Here is a 16,798-nt window from a genome sequence, read left to right as displayed (position 1 = left end):
GAACAAGCAATAGATAGCAAATCATGCTAAAAATCTGATACATCAATAACCGTTGATACATTACCTTTGAAATTTATAATATCATTATCATGTGTAGCACTAAAATTATTAGAAGTAATTTTACAATTTTTATAAGATAATACCACCCTTGTGTTACTATATGTTTCTTTATTTAGTAGATTCAGTTGGGCTTCTTGTGCGTTTAATGTGCTTTCTCCTAAAAAAAACTGTACATCATTTTTTAATTTTAACATATGACTATTCTCATTTAATATACCATTTTTTGCACTGATCACTAAGTCTTTGTTGTCACTTATTTTATATGTAGCATTAATTTCTTCTAGTTTATATTGATTACCTAAAGTCCTAACTGCTTGCACAGCCTGAATCTGGTAAGGATTTAAGTTTTTATTGAACCCCTTAAAAATTGAATTTGAAATTTTTATTTCATAATCGAGTTTATCATTTGGATTAAAAGCACTATTGCTACTATTGTCCTCAGTTGATTTTGAATTATTACTGATAGGATTTAAATTTATATAAATTAAATATAAGGTTAATACTATCCCTAAACAAGATAAGATCTTTGATAGACTAATTGAACGTCTATAAGATGAAATGATAGCACTACTACCTTTATCTATGAAGGGAATCTTAACCATAATATTGCCAACATTATACGCGAATTTGGGATAAGAATTAACTAATTAACATTATCATGGACATTCATCAGCTGATTCCTGCCCTAAGTAAGTCATGGATATGAACAATACCAATTACTATATTATTTTCAGTTACTGGTATGCTAGTAATTGATTTACTATTCATTACACCTAAAGCCTCTCCCGCTAACTTCGAAGGAGAAATTTGTTTTGGGTTAGAAGTCATTACATCGTGAGCATACTTCATATCTATTTTATCATTAATATGTCTACGCAAATCTCCATCTGTTATAATACCAACCAAACTCAAATCTTTATCTACCACTATAGCACATCCAAGACTCTTTTGATTCATAACCAATATAGTATCGGTAAATGAGGTATCAGCATATACTAAAGGCAACTGATCTTTCCCCCGCATTAAGCTCTCTACCTTTATAAGATTCGCTCCAATCTTCCCCCCAGGATGATACAACCGAAAATCATCTTCAGAAAAACCTCGTGCTTCATGTACAGAAGTGGTAAGTGCATCTCCAAGAGATAACATCATTACTGAAGAAGTTGTTGGAGCTGCAATATAAGATGCTTCATTGATTCTTGGTATTAATAATAGGAAATCGCTATTGATTGCTATAGTAGAGTTGGCATTCATAGTCATGGCAATTATTTTTATAGAAAATCTCTTACAATATTTCATTATATCAAATAATTCTTTTGTCTCCCCTGAATTAGACAGCATGAATACTAAATCATTGTCAGTTACCATACCAAGATCACCGTGGCTAGCCTCAGCTGGGTGCAGATAAAAAGCAGCCGTACCGGTAGAAGCAAAACTTGCTGCTATTTTATGAGCTATATAACCACTCTTTCCTATGCCGGTTAAAATAATCCTACCTTTATAGTTAATTATATAATCTACTATATTGTTAAAATCACTAGGAATATTATTAGATAATTCAACTAATGCAGCAGATTCTTTTAATATAACCCTTTTGGCAACATCACAATGGTATGGTATTTTCATATAGTGTCCGAATTGTTCAACGATGTTATTCCTACGAAGGTAGCATTGCCCACGTGGATCAAAAAGCCAATGTAAGTAATGGTACTTACAGGACCAAAAACGATATCATTCTTAGCAACGGCGGGAATCCAAAGAATAACCTGCAAAGGCTATTATACCATTTCCCATTATTAACTACGCTATTTAGCACTACAGTTGTAGTACTAATGTCAAAACGATGTCATCCCAGCGAAAGCTGGGATATAATAATGTTTAATAGTCTTTTAGGCTATTTTTTTAGATTCCCGCCGTTGCTAAGAATGACAGCTCCGGGTAGTAACTACAACTAGTATTAGCGTAGTTAATAATGGGAAATGGTATTAGATATTACACATCCAACCTGACGCCGAGTGATACATTATGACCTTTATATGCTAATGATTTAATATGATTTTTTATTTCTTTTGTGCTACCAAAATCTTTCCAACTGTAAGCTGCTTCAACTTTTACTCCTGGGGCTAACTTTGTAGCAGCTCCAAAAGTAAGTTGGTAGACTAGGTTGTTTTTTTTACCACTAGAAACTGATACACCATTATTCTTAGTAATTTGGTTTTTTAGTTGACCAACTCCAGCACCAGCACCGACAAAAAATTCACAAATACTTATATCAACAATATCCACATAACCATTAAGCATTAAAGTAGCAATTTGAGGCTTAATTTTTGAGTCTGTACCGGCAAAAGAATGCTTAGATTGATGATTAGCAATCCAAGCAAGCATGAGATCAGCTCTAACATTATCTAGAATATAATAACCCAAACCCCCGCCAAGAAACATAGCGGTATTTTGCTTTAGTTTTTTATCATTTAACTTAATATTAGCCATTTTATTCGCCCCAACCTCTGCTTTCAAATAAAATTGATTTTCAATAGCCAAAGAGGAAACAGAGAATAAAAGTGAAATAGCTATAATCGTTACTAAGAGTAAATTTTTCATAATTCTATTTTTTAATTTAACCTCAGTTCGATATAAGAATTAATAATTCTTATATCGAACTGGCTTTGTTATAAGGAAAAATGCACTCTTGAAACGGCTGACGCGAGTGCATTTTAACTTTTTTCATCATTCAATATGTGATTTTAATAATTAAAATCACATATTGAATGGAGTGTTATATTTTAACAATCAGGTGGGCAGCCGCTTCAAACCTGATTGTTTCTATATATACACGAAAGTTCGATGTAACTTGTTACATCGAATTCAGGTTAATTTACAGTTTACTATAAATTAAACTAATCAGCTAGCTTATTTTTTAAGATAACCCTCAGAGGGCAGTTCAAAAATCACAACTAATAATTGATATAACGTACATTTGGCTATTGTCGATGTCACCCCTGCGAAGGTAGCGGGGTCTAAAAAAGTCTAATAGTTTTCTTGGCTATTTTTTTAGATCCCGCACCGAAGCAGGGATGACATAATGGCGGTGACATCACCCCTAATGGCGATGATTACTTGAGCCTACTATTAATTTATTACATCGATAGTTGAGGTTAAGATAACATTAACATATATAAATACGCGAATTCGGGATAACAAGTTATCCCAAATTCGGCTGTATATATAGAAACAATCAGGTTTGAAGCGGCTGCCCACCTGATTGTTAAAATATCATTTGCGTTCAATAGATGATTTTAATTATTAAAATCATCTATTGAACGATAAAAAAGTTAAAATGTACTCGCAGAACCGCTTCAAGAGTACATTTTTCTTTATATCACAGCTAATTCGGGATAAGAATTATAATTCTTATCCCGAATTAGGGTATAAATGATCCTAGCCAAAATATTTGCAAAATTGACTTGCAATAATACTTAAAAATATTATACTTACGTCTATTAGCAACGTGGCTTTGGTATGCCTAGTTTTTGCTAGACTGATCTTAAAATACCAAATAAAGGAATTATAATGCCTAAATTAAAAACAAAATCAGCGGTAAAAAAGCGCTTTAAGCTTACTGCTACTGGCAAAGTCTGTGCCACTCAAGCTGGAAAAAAGCATTTCATGCGACGCCGTACAAAATCTCAGCTTCGTAACCTTAGAGGAACAACAATTCTCTGCGATCAAGATGCAAAGAACTTGAAAAAATTCTTTCTTTCATATGGAATTTAATAATTTAAATAAGGAAATAGGTGAGATATGTCACGAGTAAAATCAGGAAAAGTTTCAAAAAATCGTCATAAAAAAATTCTCAAACTTGCTAAAGGTTATAGGGGAAGATCGAATAATTGCTTTAGGGTAGCAATTGAAAAAGTTGAAAAAGCTCTACAATATGCTTATAGAGATCGTAGAAATCGTAAGCGTGATTTTAGAGGGCTTTGGATACAAAGAATCAATGCAGCAGTACGTGAGCATGATTTAGTATATTCACAGTTTATGGGTGGACTGAAAAAAGCTGCCATAGATATCGATCGCAAGGTGCTAGCTGAATTGGCAGTCAACAACCCACAAGGTTTTGCAGATATAGTGGTGCAGGTAAAGACTCATCTGCAATAGACTTATTAGACCTCTTGGATCATTATTAGATATCTTTCGAAACTCGCATAAGCGAGTTTCGAAAGATATCTAATGAGAGTGTTGTGAACGGATTCTTTGTGGTAATTTTGTCGTCAAAATTTACTTCCGTTTCTCACATATATCTGCATACTGCTTGCGGTATTCAGCTACATTTTGCCTAAAAATTCCTCAAAAATTATTCAGTTCAATTGGCAACTGGAGATAGTAATTTATTGCATGTATCTATTGTAATTTAGTATAATCTTACTTTTAATTCATTCTTAAATTTTATTAACAATATAAAAATAATAATTTTATGATTAAAAAACTTTTATATACTTTCTTGATTCTTATAATTGCTTTTACTCTTTCTAGCTGCGGTCGGAATCTTGCGGCAAATACATATACTAGTGATTCAACATTAAATATTGTATTGGAAGGAAGGCTTCTTGCCAAAAGAGATATCAAAATCACGGAGGATGAAAGACTTGGTGATAATGCAATTGGTGGTCTAGCTGGGGCTGTTACTGGTGGGGCGGTTGCTGCTAGCGGAACTAATAACGCGGCTATAATTGTTGGTGGTGCTATTGTTGGAGGTGTTACTGGTGCAATAATGCAATCTGCTTTGGGAGCATCAAAAGGTACAGAATATATCGTACAGGTTAATAGATCGAATTTGAAAGACGATTATTACGAAGGTAGCAGACTTTTAAGAAATGCTATAGCAGCTGTACGTGCGACAGGTATTATCACCATTGTGCAGGCTAGAGAAGATAAAACCAATCCTGTGATAAATGAGGGGCAAGATGTTCTAGTTATTCTTTCTGAGAAGAGAACTAGACTCATTCCAGCTACATATAAAAATTAATAAAAATACATAGTTATATGGTCAGAATTTTCTTTATAATTTTACTGTTTTTTTCTACATCGGCTTGTACTAAAACAACTTTTGTTAGATCTGCACCTGATTATTCGCAATCGCTAACTAAGTCCAAAGTTGCTTTACTTTTACCACCAAAAGTTGAAGTAAATCAAATTGATGCTTTTAACAAAAAAACGAGAGTTTATAGTTATGAGGATCGCCTTGAAGAAAATATTGTAGATACATTCATAACCAAAATGCAGGACAAAGGGTATAATATTAAACTTTTCTCTAGAACAGAAATTGGTAATAACAAATTGTCAAAATACATAGTTGACATTAAGGATAATTTTGATGAGACTCTAAATATACTCTATGCTAGTGGAGCTTGGAAAGAGGATGCGGCATATTCTATTGATGAAAAAATTCCTTCTGCAATTGATCTTGGTGGAAAAGCCGGAGCTGATTTACTAATTGTAATAAATTTCTATGCGGAGAGTAAAACATCTGGTGCAGTAACTAGGGATTTTTGTACAGAGATTTTGAAGGGATGTATAACTGGTAGAGTCAATTTATCAGACCCATCAGAAGTTTCGCGAGTTAGATTAGCTATTCTTGACGTACCAACTGGTAGGGTACTATGGACACACTCGGTAGGACTGTCTAATGATATGATTGGCACCACTATTGCTAGTTTTTCTGATAATGACAAAGTGGATAAGAAAAATCTTTCTAAGTTGTTTAATTCAGCACTTGCAGCTCTTCCTGATGCGAAATAGGTCTGTTATACCTTTTTATATTCATCCACAGATGGCTGGTTGAATGGATCGATTTTTAGGTGATTTGCAATTAGTATAGTACTTAACATTACGTGAATAATTTGATCTACAATTACCTGTTCATCGATATGTACAAAATTCTCTAGCATCACTGGTCGATTGACTTGACCTAATGCATTATATATATTATTAGCATGAGCAGCTAGAGCTATTTCAATAGATCTCTTTCGAAACTCTACTTCTGCTGGTAATTTATTCGTCGCTCCGGTACTCGAATCCTCACGTACATTTAAGTACGCTGCGGTTCTGCGTTCCGTGACTCCTTTAAATTCCTCAGCATAAGCGAATTTCGAAAGAGATCTAATATCTGAGTTTGCTTTGTTAGTAATAACTTGATAAAATTTATCATCCGGACCTTCTAAATAAAGCTGCAATTGACTGTGTTGATCAAATGTTCCTTTTGCTATTATAGGAGTTATACCAAAACCATTCTTACCAAGTGATTCAGCTATAATCTGTTGTTGCCATCTACATAGACCATCTAATTGATAACAATAATTAAACATAACTAATATATGTCTATTTAAAGAATATTGATTAAGGTAATGCTCCGCTATCTCACAAATATTAAATCCATCAAGAAGAATATCTGATATTTTTTTTGAAGCAGCTAGTACGACTTTATGTACATCAACTCCTGCAATTGCGGTTGGGAGCAAAGATGCATTAGAAATTACGCCAAATCTTCCACTACGAATATTATCATGTTCTAGACAATTTGTACCAAAAGACTCTGCTAAATTACGTAACAAATTATTATTAAACGGTACTATTACATAAACATTTTGAGGGGGAACATGTAAAACTTCTAAAACATACTTAGTTAATAAATAGGTTTCATTTGTGTTCCCAGACTTACTCAATGAGAAAAAGACTGCTTTACTTAAATCAACTAATGCCAGTTTCTCATCAATTTCCAACTGATCTAAACTATCAAGATATATTAGCCTTTTAGTAGCTACTGCCTTTATACTTAATAATGCTCTAACATTTAGAGAAGACGCACCAAAACCTATAACTACCACAATATCATATTTTAAGGCAAGCTGAGCTGCGAGATCCTTTATTGCATCTTGCTTAATCAGATCAAACCTTAAAAAATCATATTTATTGGCTTTAATCTGTAAAATAAGATCGTTATATACCTTGCTAACCATTTAATCTCCGGTTAATATGATCCCGCTACCTTCGCAGGGATCATCTGTCAAATTCAACCTGAATTCGATGTAACAAGTTACATCGAATTCAGGGATACATATATACTACTCGTAAATGAAGAGTTGATGGTAATTCAGGTTATCATAATTTAAATAAGTTGCTTATACCACTACGCATTAGGCTTTTGGGATTCATATTGCTTGCCTTTTTCATGAAACCACTTATTTGTTTAAATTGTTTCAATAGACTATTCACTTTTTGTACTGATGTTCCAGATCCTTCAGCGATACGTTTTCGACGTGAGGCATTTAGCAAATCTGGGTTTTTTCGTTCTTTCTTGGTCATAGATAAAATTATTGCTTCTTGGTGGTCTATTAATTTGCCACTTAATTTCGATTGATCGACCTTATCGATAATTTTATTAATACCAGGCAACATACTCATCATACTACTGAATCCACCTAGTTTCTTTATACTCCTCATTTGCGTTAGATAATCTTCCAAATCAAATTTACCTTTTTTAAGTCTAGCAGCCGCTCTTTCTGCCTCTTGATGGTCTATTATGCTTGCTGCTTTTTCAACGAAGGAGATGATATCTCCCATATCTAATATTCTTGAAGCTATGCGTTCTGGGTCAAATAATTCTAGATTTGTCAATTTCTCGCCAGTGCTTAAGAACTTAATAGGTTTCTTGGTAACATGTTTAATGCTTAGAGCCGCCCCACCTTTGGCATCGCCATCAATACGGGATAAAATTACGCCGGTAATCCCTAATTTTTGATCAAAATTGCTAGCTATAAGTACCGAATCTTGCCCTGTCATTGCATCAACCACCAAAATTATCTCTTTTGGGTCTATTAAATTTTTTATATTTGATGCTTCTTTCATCATCTCATCATCGATTTGTAACCTACCTGCTGTATCATAAATAACGACGTCATAGGCAGATAATTTCGACTCGTGTAAAGCTCTTTTCGCAATATCTATAGGAGTATGGTTGGGGACAATAGTTAAACAATCTACCCCTATAGATTTACCAAGGATAGTTAATTGTTCCTGAGCAGCTGGTCTATAAATATCAAGAGAGACTAAAAGTACCTTTTTATTTTGATTTTTTAGCCTAAGTGCTAATTTAGCACTTGCTGTAGTTTTTCCACTGCCTTGCAGACCAACCATTAAAATATTTACCGGCGGTTCAGATTTAAGCTGTAAACTACTTTCATCTAGAGACGAGGATAATATATTGATTAACTCATTATGGACAATCTTTACTATCATCTGCCCTGGAGCTACTGATTTTATGACTTCCTGCCCCATAGCTTTTAATGCTACTACAGCAATAAAATCCTTAACTACTGGCAGTGCAACATCTGCTTCAAGAAGGGCAATCCTAATATCACGCATAGTATCGTTTATTTGGGCTTCCGATAAAGTACCACTTCTTTTGATACGATCAAAAATTTTCGTTAGATTTTGAGTTAATGTTTGAAACATAAAATGTAATAAATTACTTGAATTCACCGCATTGTAGCATACTTACTAATAATCACTAAGCATATTAGCAAAAAAAATAGTAATTAATTTGTGAAATAAAACTTTCAGCTTTTATTAAGAACTAGTGATATTGTTACAACCAAAAATTTATTATTTCAATTTTCTATGTTATTTTTTCTTGCTATCAATGAACCAAATCAGCAATATATTACCAAATAGATATATAAAATATAAATAAATCAAATGGTAAAAAAGAATAGCTATATTTTAGCAACTGGCGATGAAACGGATTATAGACTCAGTACTTTGAATAAAATATATGGTAAATATACTAATATTCTATTAGACAGGTTAGAACTTCGCCCTAGTATGAAAGTAGCGATTATTGGTTGTGGATCTGGTGAGACTATTGATATAATATATCAGAAAATTGGACAAGATGGCAAACTATTATGCCTAGATATAAGCCCAAAACAGATAGAGCTTACTAAAAGTAAGTTAAGTAGTAAAAACATCGATATTGTTGAATACCAAGTTGCAGATATACAAAATTATCAGGGTAATGAGCAATATGATCTAGTATATTGTAGGTTTGTACTCATACATCTAACACATCCTCAAAAAGCCTTAAATAATATGTTAAGTTTATTAAAGCCAGGTGGAACTATTGCATGTGAAGAGCATGATTATAAAGCTATATTTAATTATCCATATGCTCGTTCAATAGAACAATATAAAGAATTATTACATAAAGTTGCAAAAAGACTTAGTGTAGATTATTCTTATGGTATAAAGCTATTTAATACTTTATGTAGTCTTCAATTAACAGATGTAAAATTTGATTTTCATCAACCAGTTTTTAATGGGGCGGAAGAAAAATTATTATTAAAATTATCTCTTTTAGAAGAAAAAGAACATTTTATTAAGTATAAGTTGATCGATAATTTAGAAATAGAAAAGATGCTAAAAGACATGGATCAGATTATTCAAGATAAGACGGTTATACAAAGTGCAGGTGGGGTGTTTCAATCTTGGGGAAGAAAACTCCAATAAACGCGAATTCGGAGGCAGGAGTAACATTGTAGGGTTTTATGTTACCCCTGCTTCGGTGCGGGATATAGAAAAATAAACCGAGAGGATTTGTTAGACTTTTTTAGACCCCTGCTTTCGCAGGGGTGACATCGTAAGAGGATAAGAATTAACTAATTCTTATCTCGAATTGGGGTAATAAGCATAATTTATTCCCTCATAAATATATTTCAATGAACGCAAATGCGAGGCAAATAATGTTAAACTATCAGCAAGAACAAAGAAGCCTAACGAAGGAACAAAAATCAGCTGTTGGGTTGCTTTCGATCGGGACTTTTTTAGAATATTTTGATTTGATGCTTTATGTACATATGGCGGTATTTCTTAATGAGTTGTTTTTTCCTCAAAGTGATCCACATACTACCGCTCTTTATTCAGCTACGGCTTTTTGCTCTACCTTTGTTTTTCGACCGGTTGGTGCAGTAATATTTGGATGGTTAGGTGATAATATAGGGCGTAAGACTACTGTTATCATAACGACTTTTATGATGGCTTTATCATGTATTATGATGGCTAATCTACCTACTTATGCCCAAATAGGCATTACAGCCTCTTGGTTGATCACTATATGCCGTATACTACAAGGAATGTCCTCTATGGGAGAGGCAATAGGAGCAACACTTTATTTAACTGAATTTATAAATCCACCAATCCAATATCCAGCTGTTTCATCAGTTGCGATTTTTTGTACTTTAGGAGGAGTTGTTGCTTTAGGCATAGCATCGTTAGTGACCTCCTATGGATTTAATTGGCGTCTAGCATTTTGGATGGGAGCAGGCGTAGCATTGATCGGCACAACAGCTCGAAGGAGTCTTAGAGAAACGCCGGAATTTGCTGATGCCAAACGTCAACTAAAAAAAACTTTTCAGCAGACTTCAAATGTTGCCAGCATAGATCTCAAAAAACTAGAAAATAATCCAATATGGAAGGAAAAAGCTAATAAAATAACAATAATAGCCTTGTTCTTAATAGAATGTATGTGTCCCGTACGTTTTTATTTTGTTTATATTTATTGCGGAAATATGTTAAAAACTTCTTTTGGCTATAGTGCTGAACAAGTCATCCATCAAAATTTCATTATCTCCATATTTTCCTTCTTAAGCACTTTGGTATTAACATATTTAAGTTATAGAATATATCCGTTAAAAATTGTAAAAACCTTATTATTGATATTTTGTCTATTTGCTTTAGCTTGCCCTTATTTATTAAATAATGTTAATAGCTCATTTGATGTATTTTTAATGCAATTATTCGTTATGTTATTTGTACCTACCGGTCCTAATATAGGACATCCAATCTTTTATAAACATTTTCCTGTCTTTAAACGTTTTAGCTGTGCTAGCCTTACATTTGCCATATCTCGTGCCTTAATGCATGTAGTTACCTCTTTTGCAATTGTTTACTTAACTGAATATTGGCATCATTGGGGGATAATGATGATATTGCTTCCAGTTTGCATAGGTTTTGCATTCGGACTATTTCATTTTGAAAAATTGGAGAAAGAGATTGGAAATTATCCACAAAAGCCTTATGTAGAGGTATAGATAAATGTTGACAACATAATCTAATAATTTGTTTTGTTACTGTTGGTATTTTTAAATGCATAGCTAAACAAAATGTATTACAGTCTCTTCTATAATCTTCTTAGCTTTGTCCGGTGATTTAGCTCCTAACGTTTCTAAATTAACTTCAGTTTGATGTAAGACATCGATTTAATAGCCCCGATGTCATCCCTGCGTAGACAGGGATCTAAAAAAAGTAGATCGAGGTACTGTTGAACATTTTTAGACCCCTGCTTACGCAGGGGTGACATCCGAAGGAACTGGGATGACATAATGACAGACAGGGGTGACATCCGAAGGTGCAGGAACACCCTAGGCTATTAAACCGATGTCTTACATCAATATTTGAGGTTATGTTATATCTTAAATATTGCTTTAGTTAGCTCATCATAGCTCTTTAACCTAACCAATATAGATTCTAAATCATCCAGCTTGATCATACAAGGTCCGTCACTTGGGGCATTATCTGGGTCTTGGTGAACTTCCATAAAAACACCTGCTACTCCTACACTAACAGCTGCCCTTGCTAGTATTTCAGCATATTTTCTTTCGCCACCACTACTGTTACCTATGCCACCTGGTTGCTGAACTGAATGGGTTGCGTCAAAAATTATAGGAGTCTTAGTTTCTGCCATAATTGGCAAACTACGCATATCCGATACTAATGTGTTGTAACCAAAACATGCACCCCGTTCGGTAAGCATGATATTCTTTGCACCAAACGCTTCAAGTTTAGCATACACATTCTTCATATCCCAAGGGGCAAGAAACTGGCCTTTTTTAACATTAACAATCTTATTAGTCCTAACTGCAGCATGCAACAAATCTGTTTGTCTACATAAGAAGGCAGGGATTTGGATTATATCAACAATTTCAGCAACTTTAGCACACTGATCCTCTATATGAACGTCAGTAAGAATAGGGCAGTTAAAGGCTGTTTTTACTTTAGACAAAATTTCCAGCCCTTTCTCAAGACCGCTACCCCGGATACCATTTATTGAAGTTCTATTGGCTTTATCGAATGACGATTTATAGATAAAGGGTATGTTAAGTTTAGCAGTAAGGGTCACAAGCTTGTCAGCCATAAATAATGCATGATCTAGACTTTCTATTTGGCAAGGTCCAGCAATAAACACAAATGGTAAGGTATTACCAATTTTGATATTATGTAAATCAATTATTTTTTGCATAGGTTCTGTAAACATCTCTCTTTAATGGGTTTATCGCTCGTTGTTTTCGTCCTCGAATCCTCATGTGGATACCTAACCGTCATTGCGAGGAAGACCGTAGGTCGACGAAGCAATCCATTTCTGGTCACTTTTTGGATTGCTTCGTCGCTACTAAAGTAGCTCCTCGCAATGACGTTGAAGAATCTTGAGTGCATCACCTAGAATGCATACATCGTCCTTAAATTTTATTTAGCAATGGGCAAGCTAGACTCTTCTTGCTTATCGTCAACTTGTTCAATTTTCTTAATTATCCCAAGGTTTTTCTGAGAAGACAGATTGGCAAGAATAATAGCATTAATTATAAACAAGGTGGCAAGCACTACCGTGGTTTTAGTCAAGAAATTAGCTACAGTTCTGCCTGTTACAACACCCATATTACCACTACCACCGCTCATACCACTTAACCCATCATTGCCAGTCTTTTGCATCAGAATTACGATAATTAGCAGTATTGCTATTACAATATGAACAAAAAGTAATATATTCATCATTTTCTAAAAAACCTATAATTTAATATTTGAACTAAAATTTGATAATCAAGTGAAGATTTGCCAATCATAACCCCATCAATATTCTGTATACTTAATATTTTTTCTATATTACCTAAATTTACAGATCCACCATACACTAAGCTAATATTATTTGCAACTTGGCTTTGCTGAAGAAAATAATTGAGAACATCAAATATCTCTGTTAATTCTTCTTGGTTAGGAATAATCCCTGTTCCTATAGTCCAAATCGGCTCATAGGCTATTATCACATCTATCCCCTCTCCTATTTTATCATTTGGCAGGGATTCCACTAATTGTTTTAATAAAAATTTTTTATAATTATTATTTTTTCGTGTAGCTAGGTCTTCTCCGATACAAATAATAGGGCTGATCTTGGCGTTTAAGCAATTCTCTGCTTTTTGCCTGATTAATTCATTGGATTCTTGAAAGAAACTTCTACGTTCACTATGACCAACAATAGCGTAATTAATACCACTTAGTTTCAGTAATAGGCTTGAATATTCTCCCGTATAACTTCCTTGTCCTTCAAATTGACTGACATTTTGTCCACAAAACTCTATAGATTTGAATTTATCAGATAAATAAGCAAGATAGGGAGCAGGAGGAGCTATAATAAATTTATTGTTATGTTGCTGCTTTGTCAGCCTAGCACAAAATTTAAATGCATCATCTAAACTTATATGCATTTTCCAGTTAGCAATAATAAGTTTTTTCATAAAAATCGCTTGCAGATATTAGTGTACAGAACTATTTTAGTATACTACAAAAACTTGAAGAGAAAAATTTATATTTATGTTAAATAATATTAGAAACGCTGCTGATAGTTTTGTAATGCGTGTTTTACTTGGAATGATTGCCTTTGCATTTGTTGGATGGGGAATTAAAGATGTATTACAGACTACCAATAATTTTGATTTGATTACATTTTCTGATACAAAAACTATTAGCGAAGAAGATTTTCTAAAAGCAAAAGCCGAACAAATTCGTGTTATTCAAAAACAAACTGGAACACATCTTAGTGAAGAAGATATAAAGCAGTTGAATATTGATAATTTTATTATTAAAAAACTTATCAATAATCGCATTATGAACTATTTAGTACATTATTATAATCTAGATCTAACTGATGATACTGTGATTCAGTTTATTAAAGAATCTGCTAATTTTAAGAATGAGCAAGGTCTATTTGACGTAGCACTCTTTAAAGGTTTTTTAAAAAATTCTTATATTAATGAGGAGGACTATGTATCTGACGTTAAAGAACATACCTTAAAGAATAGTCTCATTAGTATTTTTATAGAATCATTTCAAACACCAAAAATAATGGTCAAAAATATCGTAGACTATATGGCTGAAACAAGAGATGTCGACCTTGTACAAATTGACCTAAAAGCTCAGCCTAAAGGTGCGTTTATGACTTATGCAACTCCGGTCGAGTTAGAAGAACTATACAAAGAAAACCAAGAGTTATTTGAAATACCAGAAAAACGTAGCTTGTCTTATGTAAAAATATCAAGTGAAGTGTTAGGTAAGCAAATTCATAATAGCGATGAAGAATTATTGAAGTTTTATCAGGATAACCAAGAAGAATTTGCTAATAAAAAATTTAGCGAGGTACAAAAACAGGTTAATGAATTATTGCAACAACAAAAAATAGAAGAGCTGAAGCTACTATTAGCAAAAAATCTAGAAGATGATGTGGCAGCTGGTTCAAGTTTAACAGAAATTGCTGGAAAATATGAATTACCAATACAGAATTTAGATTCTGTAAGTTATAAGGATTTAACTAATAATATACAAGATGAATTTCAAGAGTTGGCTAAGCCTGCGAGTGCCGAGCAAACGAAACATAGTCAAACCGTTGTTCCTACGCGAAGTCCCATCGTGCCACAACGCCAACACTTGAAAGGCGAATTGTATATTGATCTTGGTCAAAATGCTGACAGTATTTTTGATCTTGCAGAAGGAGAATTATCATATCCAATGGAGCTAACTGATAAAGGAGCTTTTATACTGGTTGAGATTAAATCTATTCAGCCAAGTAAACTACAAGAATTCTCGGCAGTCAGAGATCAAGTATACGAACTATGGTATAAGCAATATATTAGAAAGATAAATTTAGGAAACATAGAGAGTCTTGCTAAAGAATATAAACCTGGTAAAAGTAAAAAACCTCTAGACATTACTACCAACCAAGCTGCAACTTTTTCTAGGTATGAAATTCATAATAATCAGCAATTACCAGCAGAATTACTATCAGCAATTTTTAATGCTAACATTGATTCCAATACTCCAGTTTTTCAGTCAAAAGATAAGGCGTATTTTGCTTATGTAAAATCAAAAAGAATTGATAAGACGAAAAGGCAAGAAATTCAGAAAAAAAATGAAGTAGATATTGCAGTAGCCATAAGAAACAATGTTATTGATGAGCTGATTAGCTATGCCATCAAGAAAAATAAAATGAAACAAAAGAGTATGTGATTTATATTGTAATCTCAGTTTGATGTAATAAATTAATAGTAGGCTCAAGTAATCATAGCCATTAGGGGTGATGTTACTGCCATGATGTCATCCCAGCGAAAGCTGGGATCTAGAAAAATAAACCAAGAGGATTTTTTAAAATTTTTTAGACCCCGCACCGAAGCAGGGGTGACATCCGAAGAGGCAGGGATGAACACCCTAGGCTATTAAACCGATGTCTTACATCAATATTTGAGGTTATTGTATGTTATCATGATATAAATAAGACAATTTAGATAACTAATTTTAACTATATTGTTACTAAATCTTGCATATTAATATATATTAAGATTATATTATGTCATAATTAATATAATCTTAATATGTGTTTATTATGTCAAAAGATCGTATGCTATTAGAAAGGTTTTCTACCACAATACAATTACTTAAGAATGAAATTGATAAAATAGAACGAGCTAAAAAGTTATTTGCTACTGATAGTAGTGTTCATGAGATATTGAAGGCTGCTGATTTGGAAAAATGTTGTAATTTTGTAAAAAATACGGAAAGTAAATTAATAACTAGTCAGGAACTAAAATTAGCTAGTCGGGAATTAAAAGTTAGTTTAAAGGGTCTATATATAAAAAATTCTACCTTACTAAGGTATGATATAGATGATTGCAGAAATTTTGAAGAACGCAGTGACCAAATAGACGAAATAATTCAAGCTAGAAAGTTACTTAAATGTATTGACCAACATGATTTTAAGGAAGCACTGAAGATTGCTGGGTTGAGCTATATAATTAAGGAGTCTACACCATGGATAAGTAGAATATTGGAAAATACTTTTTTTGAAAATTTGGATAAATATTTAAAAGTTAGTAGAATATTGGAAAATACTTTTCTTAAAAATTTGGATGAATATTTAGAAGTTAAACGGGGAGAATATGAGACAATACTAGAGGCACGTCAGGCTGAATATGAGCGTGAACCAAGTGCTCCAGAACTACCCCTATCAACTCCTCCTGAAGGATCAAGTAATTGTAATAATACGTATGTTACTACTAACAACCATCCAGCAGCAGATTCAGCACCACCTAGTGTACTACCACTTGATCATTTATGCCCGCAACTACCTTCAGATATTACAACTATATCCCATACAATGAACTGTCCTCCGAAAGCTCGTAAAGTTGCACCACTACTTCCAGCACCACCTCCATATAGTAAATATTATAGTGAAGCAGTGCATGATGTATCTGATGAGACCCTTTTAGGTGATTTATATCATCATAATTAAGCTCAGTTCAATATAAGCACCCATAGTACCCTACATTTTTCTATAATCGTCATAGCAAGGCTCTTTAGATGCCGT

General features: G+C 33.4%; 15 protein-coding genes and 1 pseudogene. 8 read left to right on the top strand and 8 right to left on the bottom strand.

From position 1 onward, the window contains the following. Window positions 1-26: 26 nt before the first annotated feature. The 3 genes from lptC to AB3211_RS03395 all read right to left on the bottom strand — a co-directional run bounded on the left by lptC (window position 27) and on the right by AB3211_RS03395 (window position 2,661). Complete coding sequence (lptC, locus tag AB3211_RS03405; RefSeq protein ID WP_367364701.1) at window positions 27-662, bottom strand: LPS export ABC transporter periplasmic protein LptC; 636 nt, start codon at window positions 660-662, stop codon at window positions 27-29. A gap of 67 nt (window positions 663-729) precedes the next feature. After that, window positions 730-1,686: an SIS domain-containing protein gene (locus AB3211_RS03400; RefSeq protein ID WP_367364700.1), complete on the bottom strand. Its 957-nt coding sequence runs from the start codon at window positions 1,684-1,686 to the stop codon at window positions 730-732. 366 nt (window positions 1,687-2,052) lie between these two features. After that, window positions 2,053-2,661 (bottom strand): outer membrane protein, encoded by a 609-nt coding sequence (locus tag AB3211_RS03395; RefSeq protein WP_367364699.1) that lies wholly within the window; start codon window positions 2,659-2,661, stop codon window positions 2,053-2,055. Between the two features lie 969 nt (window positions 2,662-3,630). Here AB3211_RS03395 and rpmI point away from each other — a divergent pair. The 4 genes from rpmI to AB3211_RS03375 all read left to right on the top strand — a co-directional run bounded on the left by rpmI (window position 3,631) and on the right by AB3211_RS03375 (window position 5,859). After that, on the top strand, window positions 3,631-3,834 hold the full coding sequence (rpmI, locus tag AB3211_RS03390) for a 50S ribosomal protein L35 (RefSeq protein WP_367364698.1): 204 nt from the start codon (window positions 3,631-3,633) through the stop codon (window positions 3,832-3,834). A 27-nt stretch (window positions 3,835-3,861) separates the two neighbouring features. Then, on the top strand, window positions 3,862-4,218 hold the full coding sequence (rplT, locus tag AB3211_RS03385; RefSeq protein WP_341747957.1) for a 50S ribosomal protein L20: 357 nt from the start codon (window positions 3,862-3,864) through the stop codon (window positions 4,216-4,218). 316 nt (window positions 4,219-4,534) lie between these two features. Next, entirely contained in the window at window positions 4,535-5,086 is a 552-nt protein-coding gene (locus AB3211_RS03380) for a hypothetical protein (protein WP_367364697.1), read from the top strand. A gap of 17 nt (window positions 5,087-5,103) precedes the next feature. Next, window positions 5,104-5,859, top strand: a complete 756-nt coding sequence (locus tag AB3211_RS03375; RefSeq protein ID WP_367364696.1) for a hypothetical protein — start codon at window positions 5,104-5,106, stop codon at window positions 5,857-5,859. Between the two features lie 217 nt (window positions 5,860-6,076). On the opposite strand, the pseudogene AB3211_RS03370 reads toward AB3211_RS03375, so the two are convergent. After that, a pseudogene (locus AB3211_RS03370) lies at window positions 6,077-7,076 on the bottom strand (palindromic element RPE1 domain-containing protein); the annotation flags it as partial. A 142-nt stretch (window positions 7,077-7,218) separates the two neighbouring features. After that, window positions 7,219-8,571 carry a signal recognition particle protein gene (ffh, locus tag AB3211_RS03365; protein WP_367364694.1) on the bottom strand — a complete coding sequence of 451 codons (1,353 nt, stop codon included), beginning with the start codon at window positions 8,569-8,571 and terminating at the stop codon, window positions 7,219-7,221. 243 nt (window positions 8,572-8,814) lie between these two features. Between ffh and AB3211_RS03360 the strand changes: the two genes are divergently transcribed. Continuing rightward, entirely contained in the window at window positions 8,815-9,624 is an 810-nt protein-coding gene (locus tag AB3211_RS03360) for a class I SAM-dependent methyltransferase (RefSeq protein ID WP_367364693.1), read from the top strand. Between the two features lie 233 nt (window positions 9,625-9,857). Continuing rightward, on the top strand, window positions 9,858-11,204 hold the full coding sequence (locus AB3211_RS03355) for an MFS transporter (protein ID WP_367364692.1): 1,347 nt from the start codon (window positions 9,858-9,860) through the stop codon (window positions 11,202-11,204). 374 nt (window positions 11,205-11,578) lie between these two features. Here the strand turns inward: AB3211_RS03355 and kdsA are convergent, their stop codons facing one another. From kdsA to AB3211_RS03340, 3 genes are all read right to left on the bottom strand, one after another. After that, the gene (gene kdsA / locus AB3211_RS03350; protein WP_367364810.1) at window positions 11,579-12,412 is read right to left on the bottom strand and encodes a 3-deoxy-8-phosphooctulonate synthase; all 834 of its coding nucleotides are present in this window, start codon (window positions 12,410-12,412) and stop codon (window positions 11,579-11,581) included. Between the two features lie 224 nt (window positions 12,413-12,636). Then, window positions 12,637-12,942: a preprotein translocase subunit SecG gene (gene secG, locus AB3211_RS03345; RefSeq protein WP_367364691.1), complete on the bottom strand. Its 306-nt coding sequence runs from the start codon at window positions 12,940-12,942 to the stop codon at window positions 12,637-12,639. Beyond that, the gene (locus tag AB3211_RS03340; protein ID WP_367364690.1) at window positions 12,939-13,679 is read right to left on the bottom strand and encodes a triose-phosphate isomerase; all 741 of its coding nucleotides are present in this window, start codon (window positions 13,677-13,679) and stop codon (window positions 12,939-12,941) included. The genes secG and AB3211_RS03340 overlap by 4 nt, the downstream gene beginning before the upstream one ends. 76 nt (window positions 13,680-13,755) lie before the next feature. Between AB3211_RS03340 and AB3211_RS03335 the strand changes: the two genes are divergently transcribed. Together AB3211_RS03335 and AB3211_RS03330 are read left to right on the top strand one after the other, a co-directional pair. Beyond that, entirely contained in the window at window positions 13,756-15,444 is a 1,689-nt protein-coding gene (locus AB3211_RS03335; protein WP_367364689.1) for a peptidylprolyl isomerase, read from the top strand. 373 nt (window positions 15,445-15,817) lie between these two features. Then, a complete protein-coding gene (locus tag AB3211_RS03330; protein WP_367364688.1) occupies window positions 15,818-16,723 on the top strand; it encodes a hypothetical protein in 906 nt (301 codons plus the stop codon). Window positions 16,724-16,798 lie beyond the last annotated feature (75 nt).

This window comes from Candidatus Tisiphia endosymbiont of Nedyus quadrimaculatus (assembly GCF_964059235.1).
GTDB lineage: Bacteria > Pseudomonadota > Alphaproteobacteria > Rickettsiales > Rickettsiaceae > Tisiphia.
Note: the sequence above shows the minus strand (reverse complement) of the source record. Positions and strands in the feature narration are given on the sequence as shown.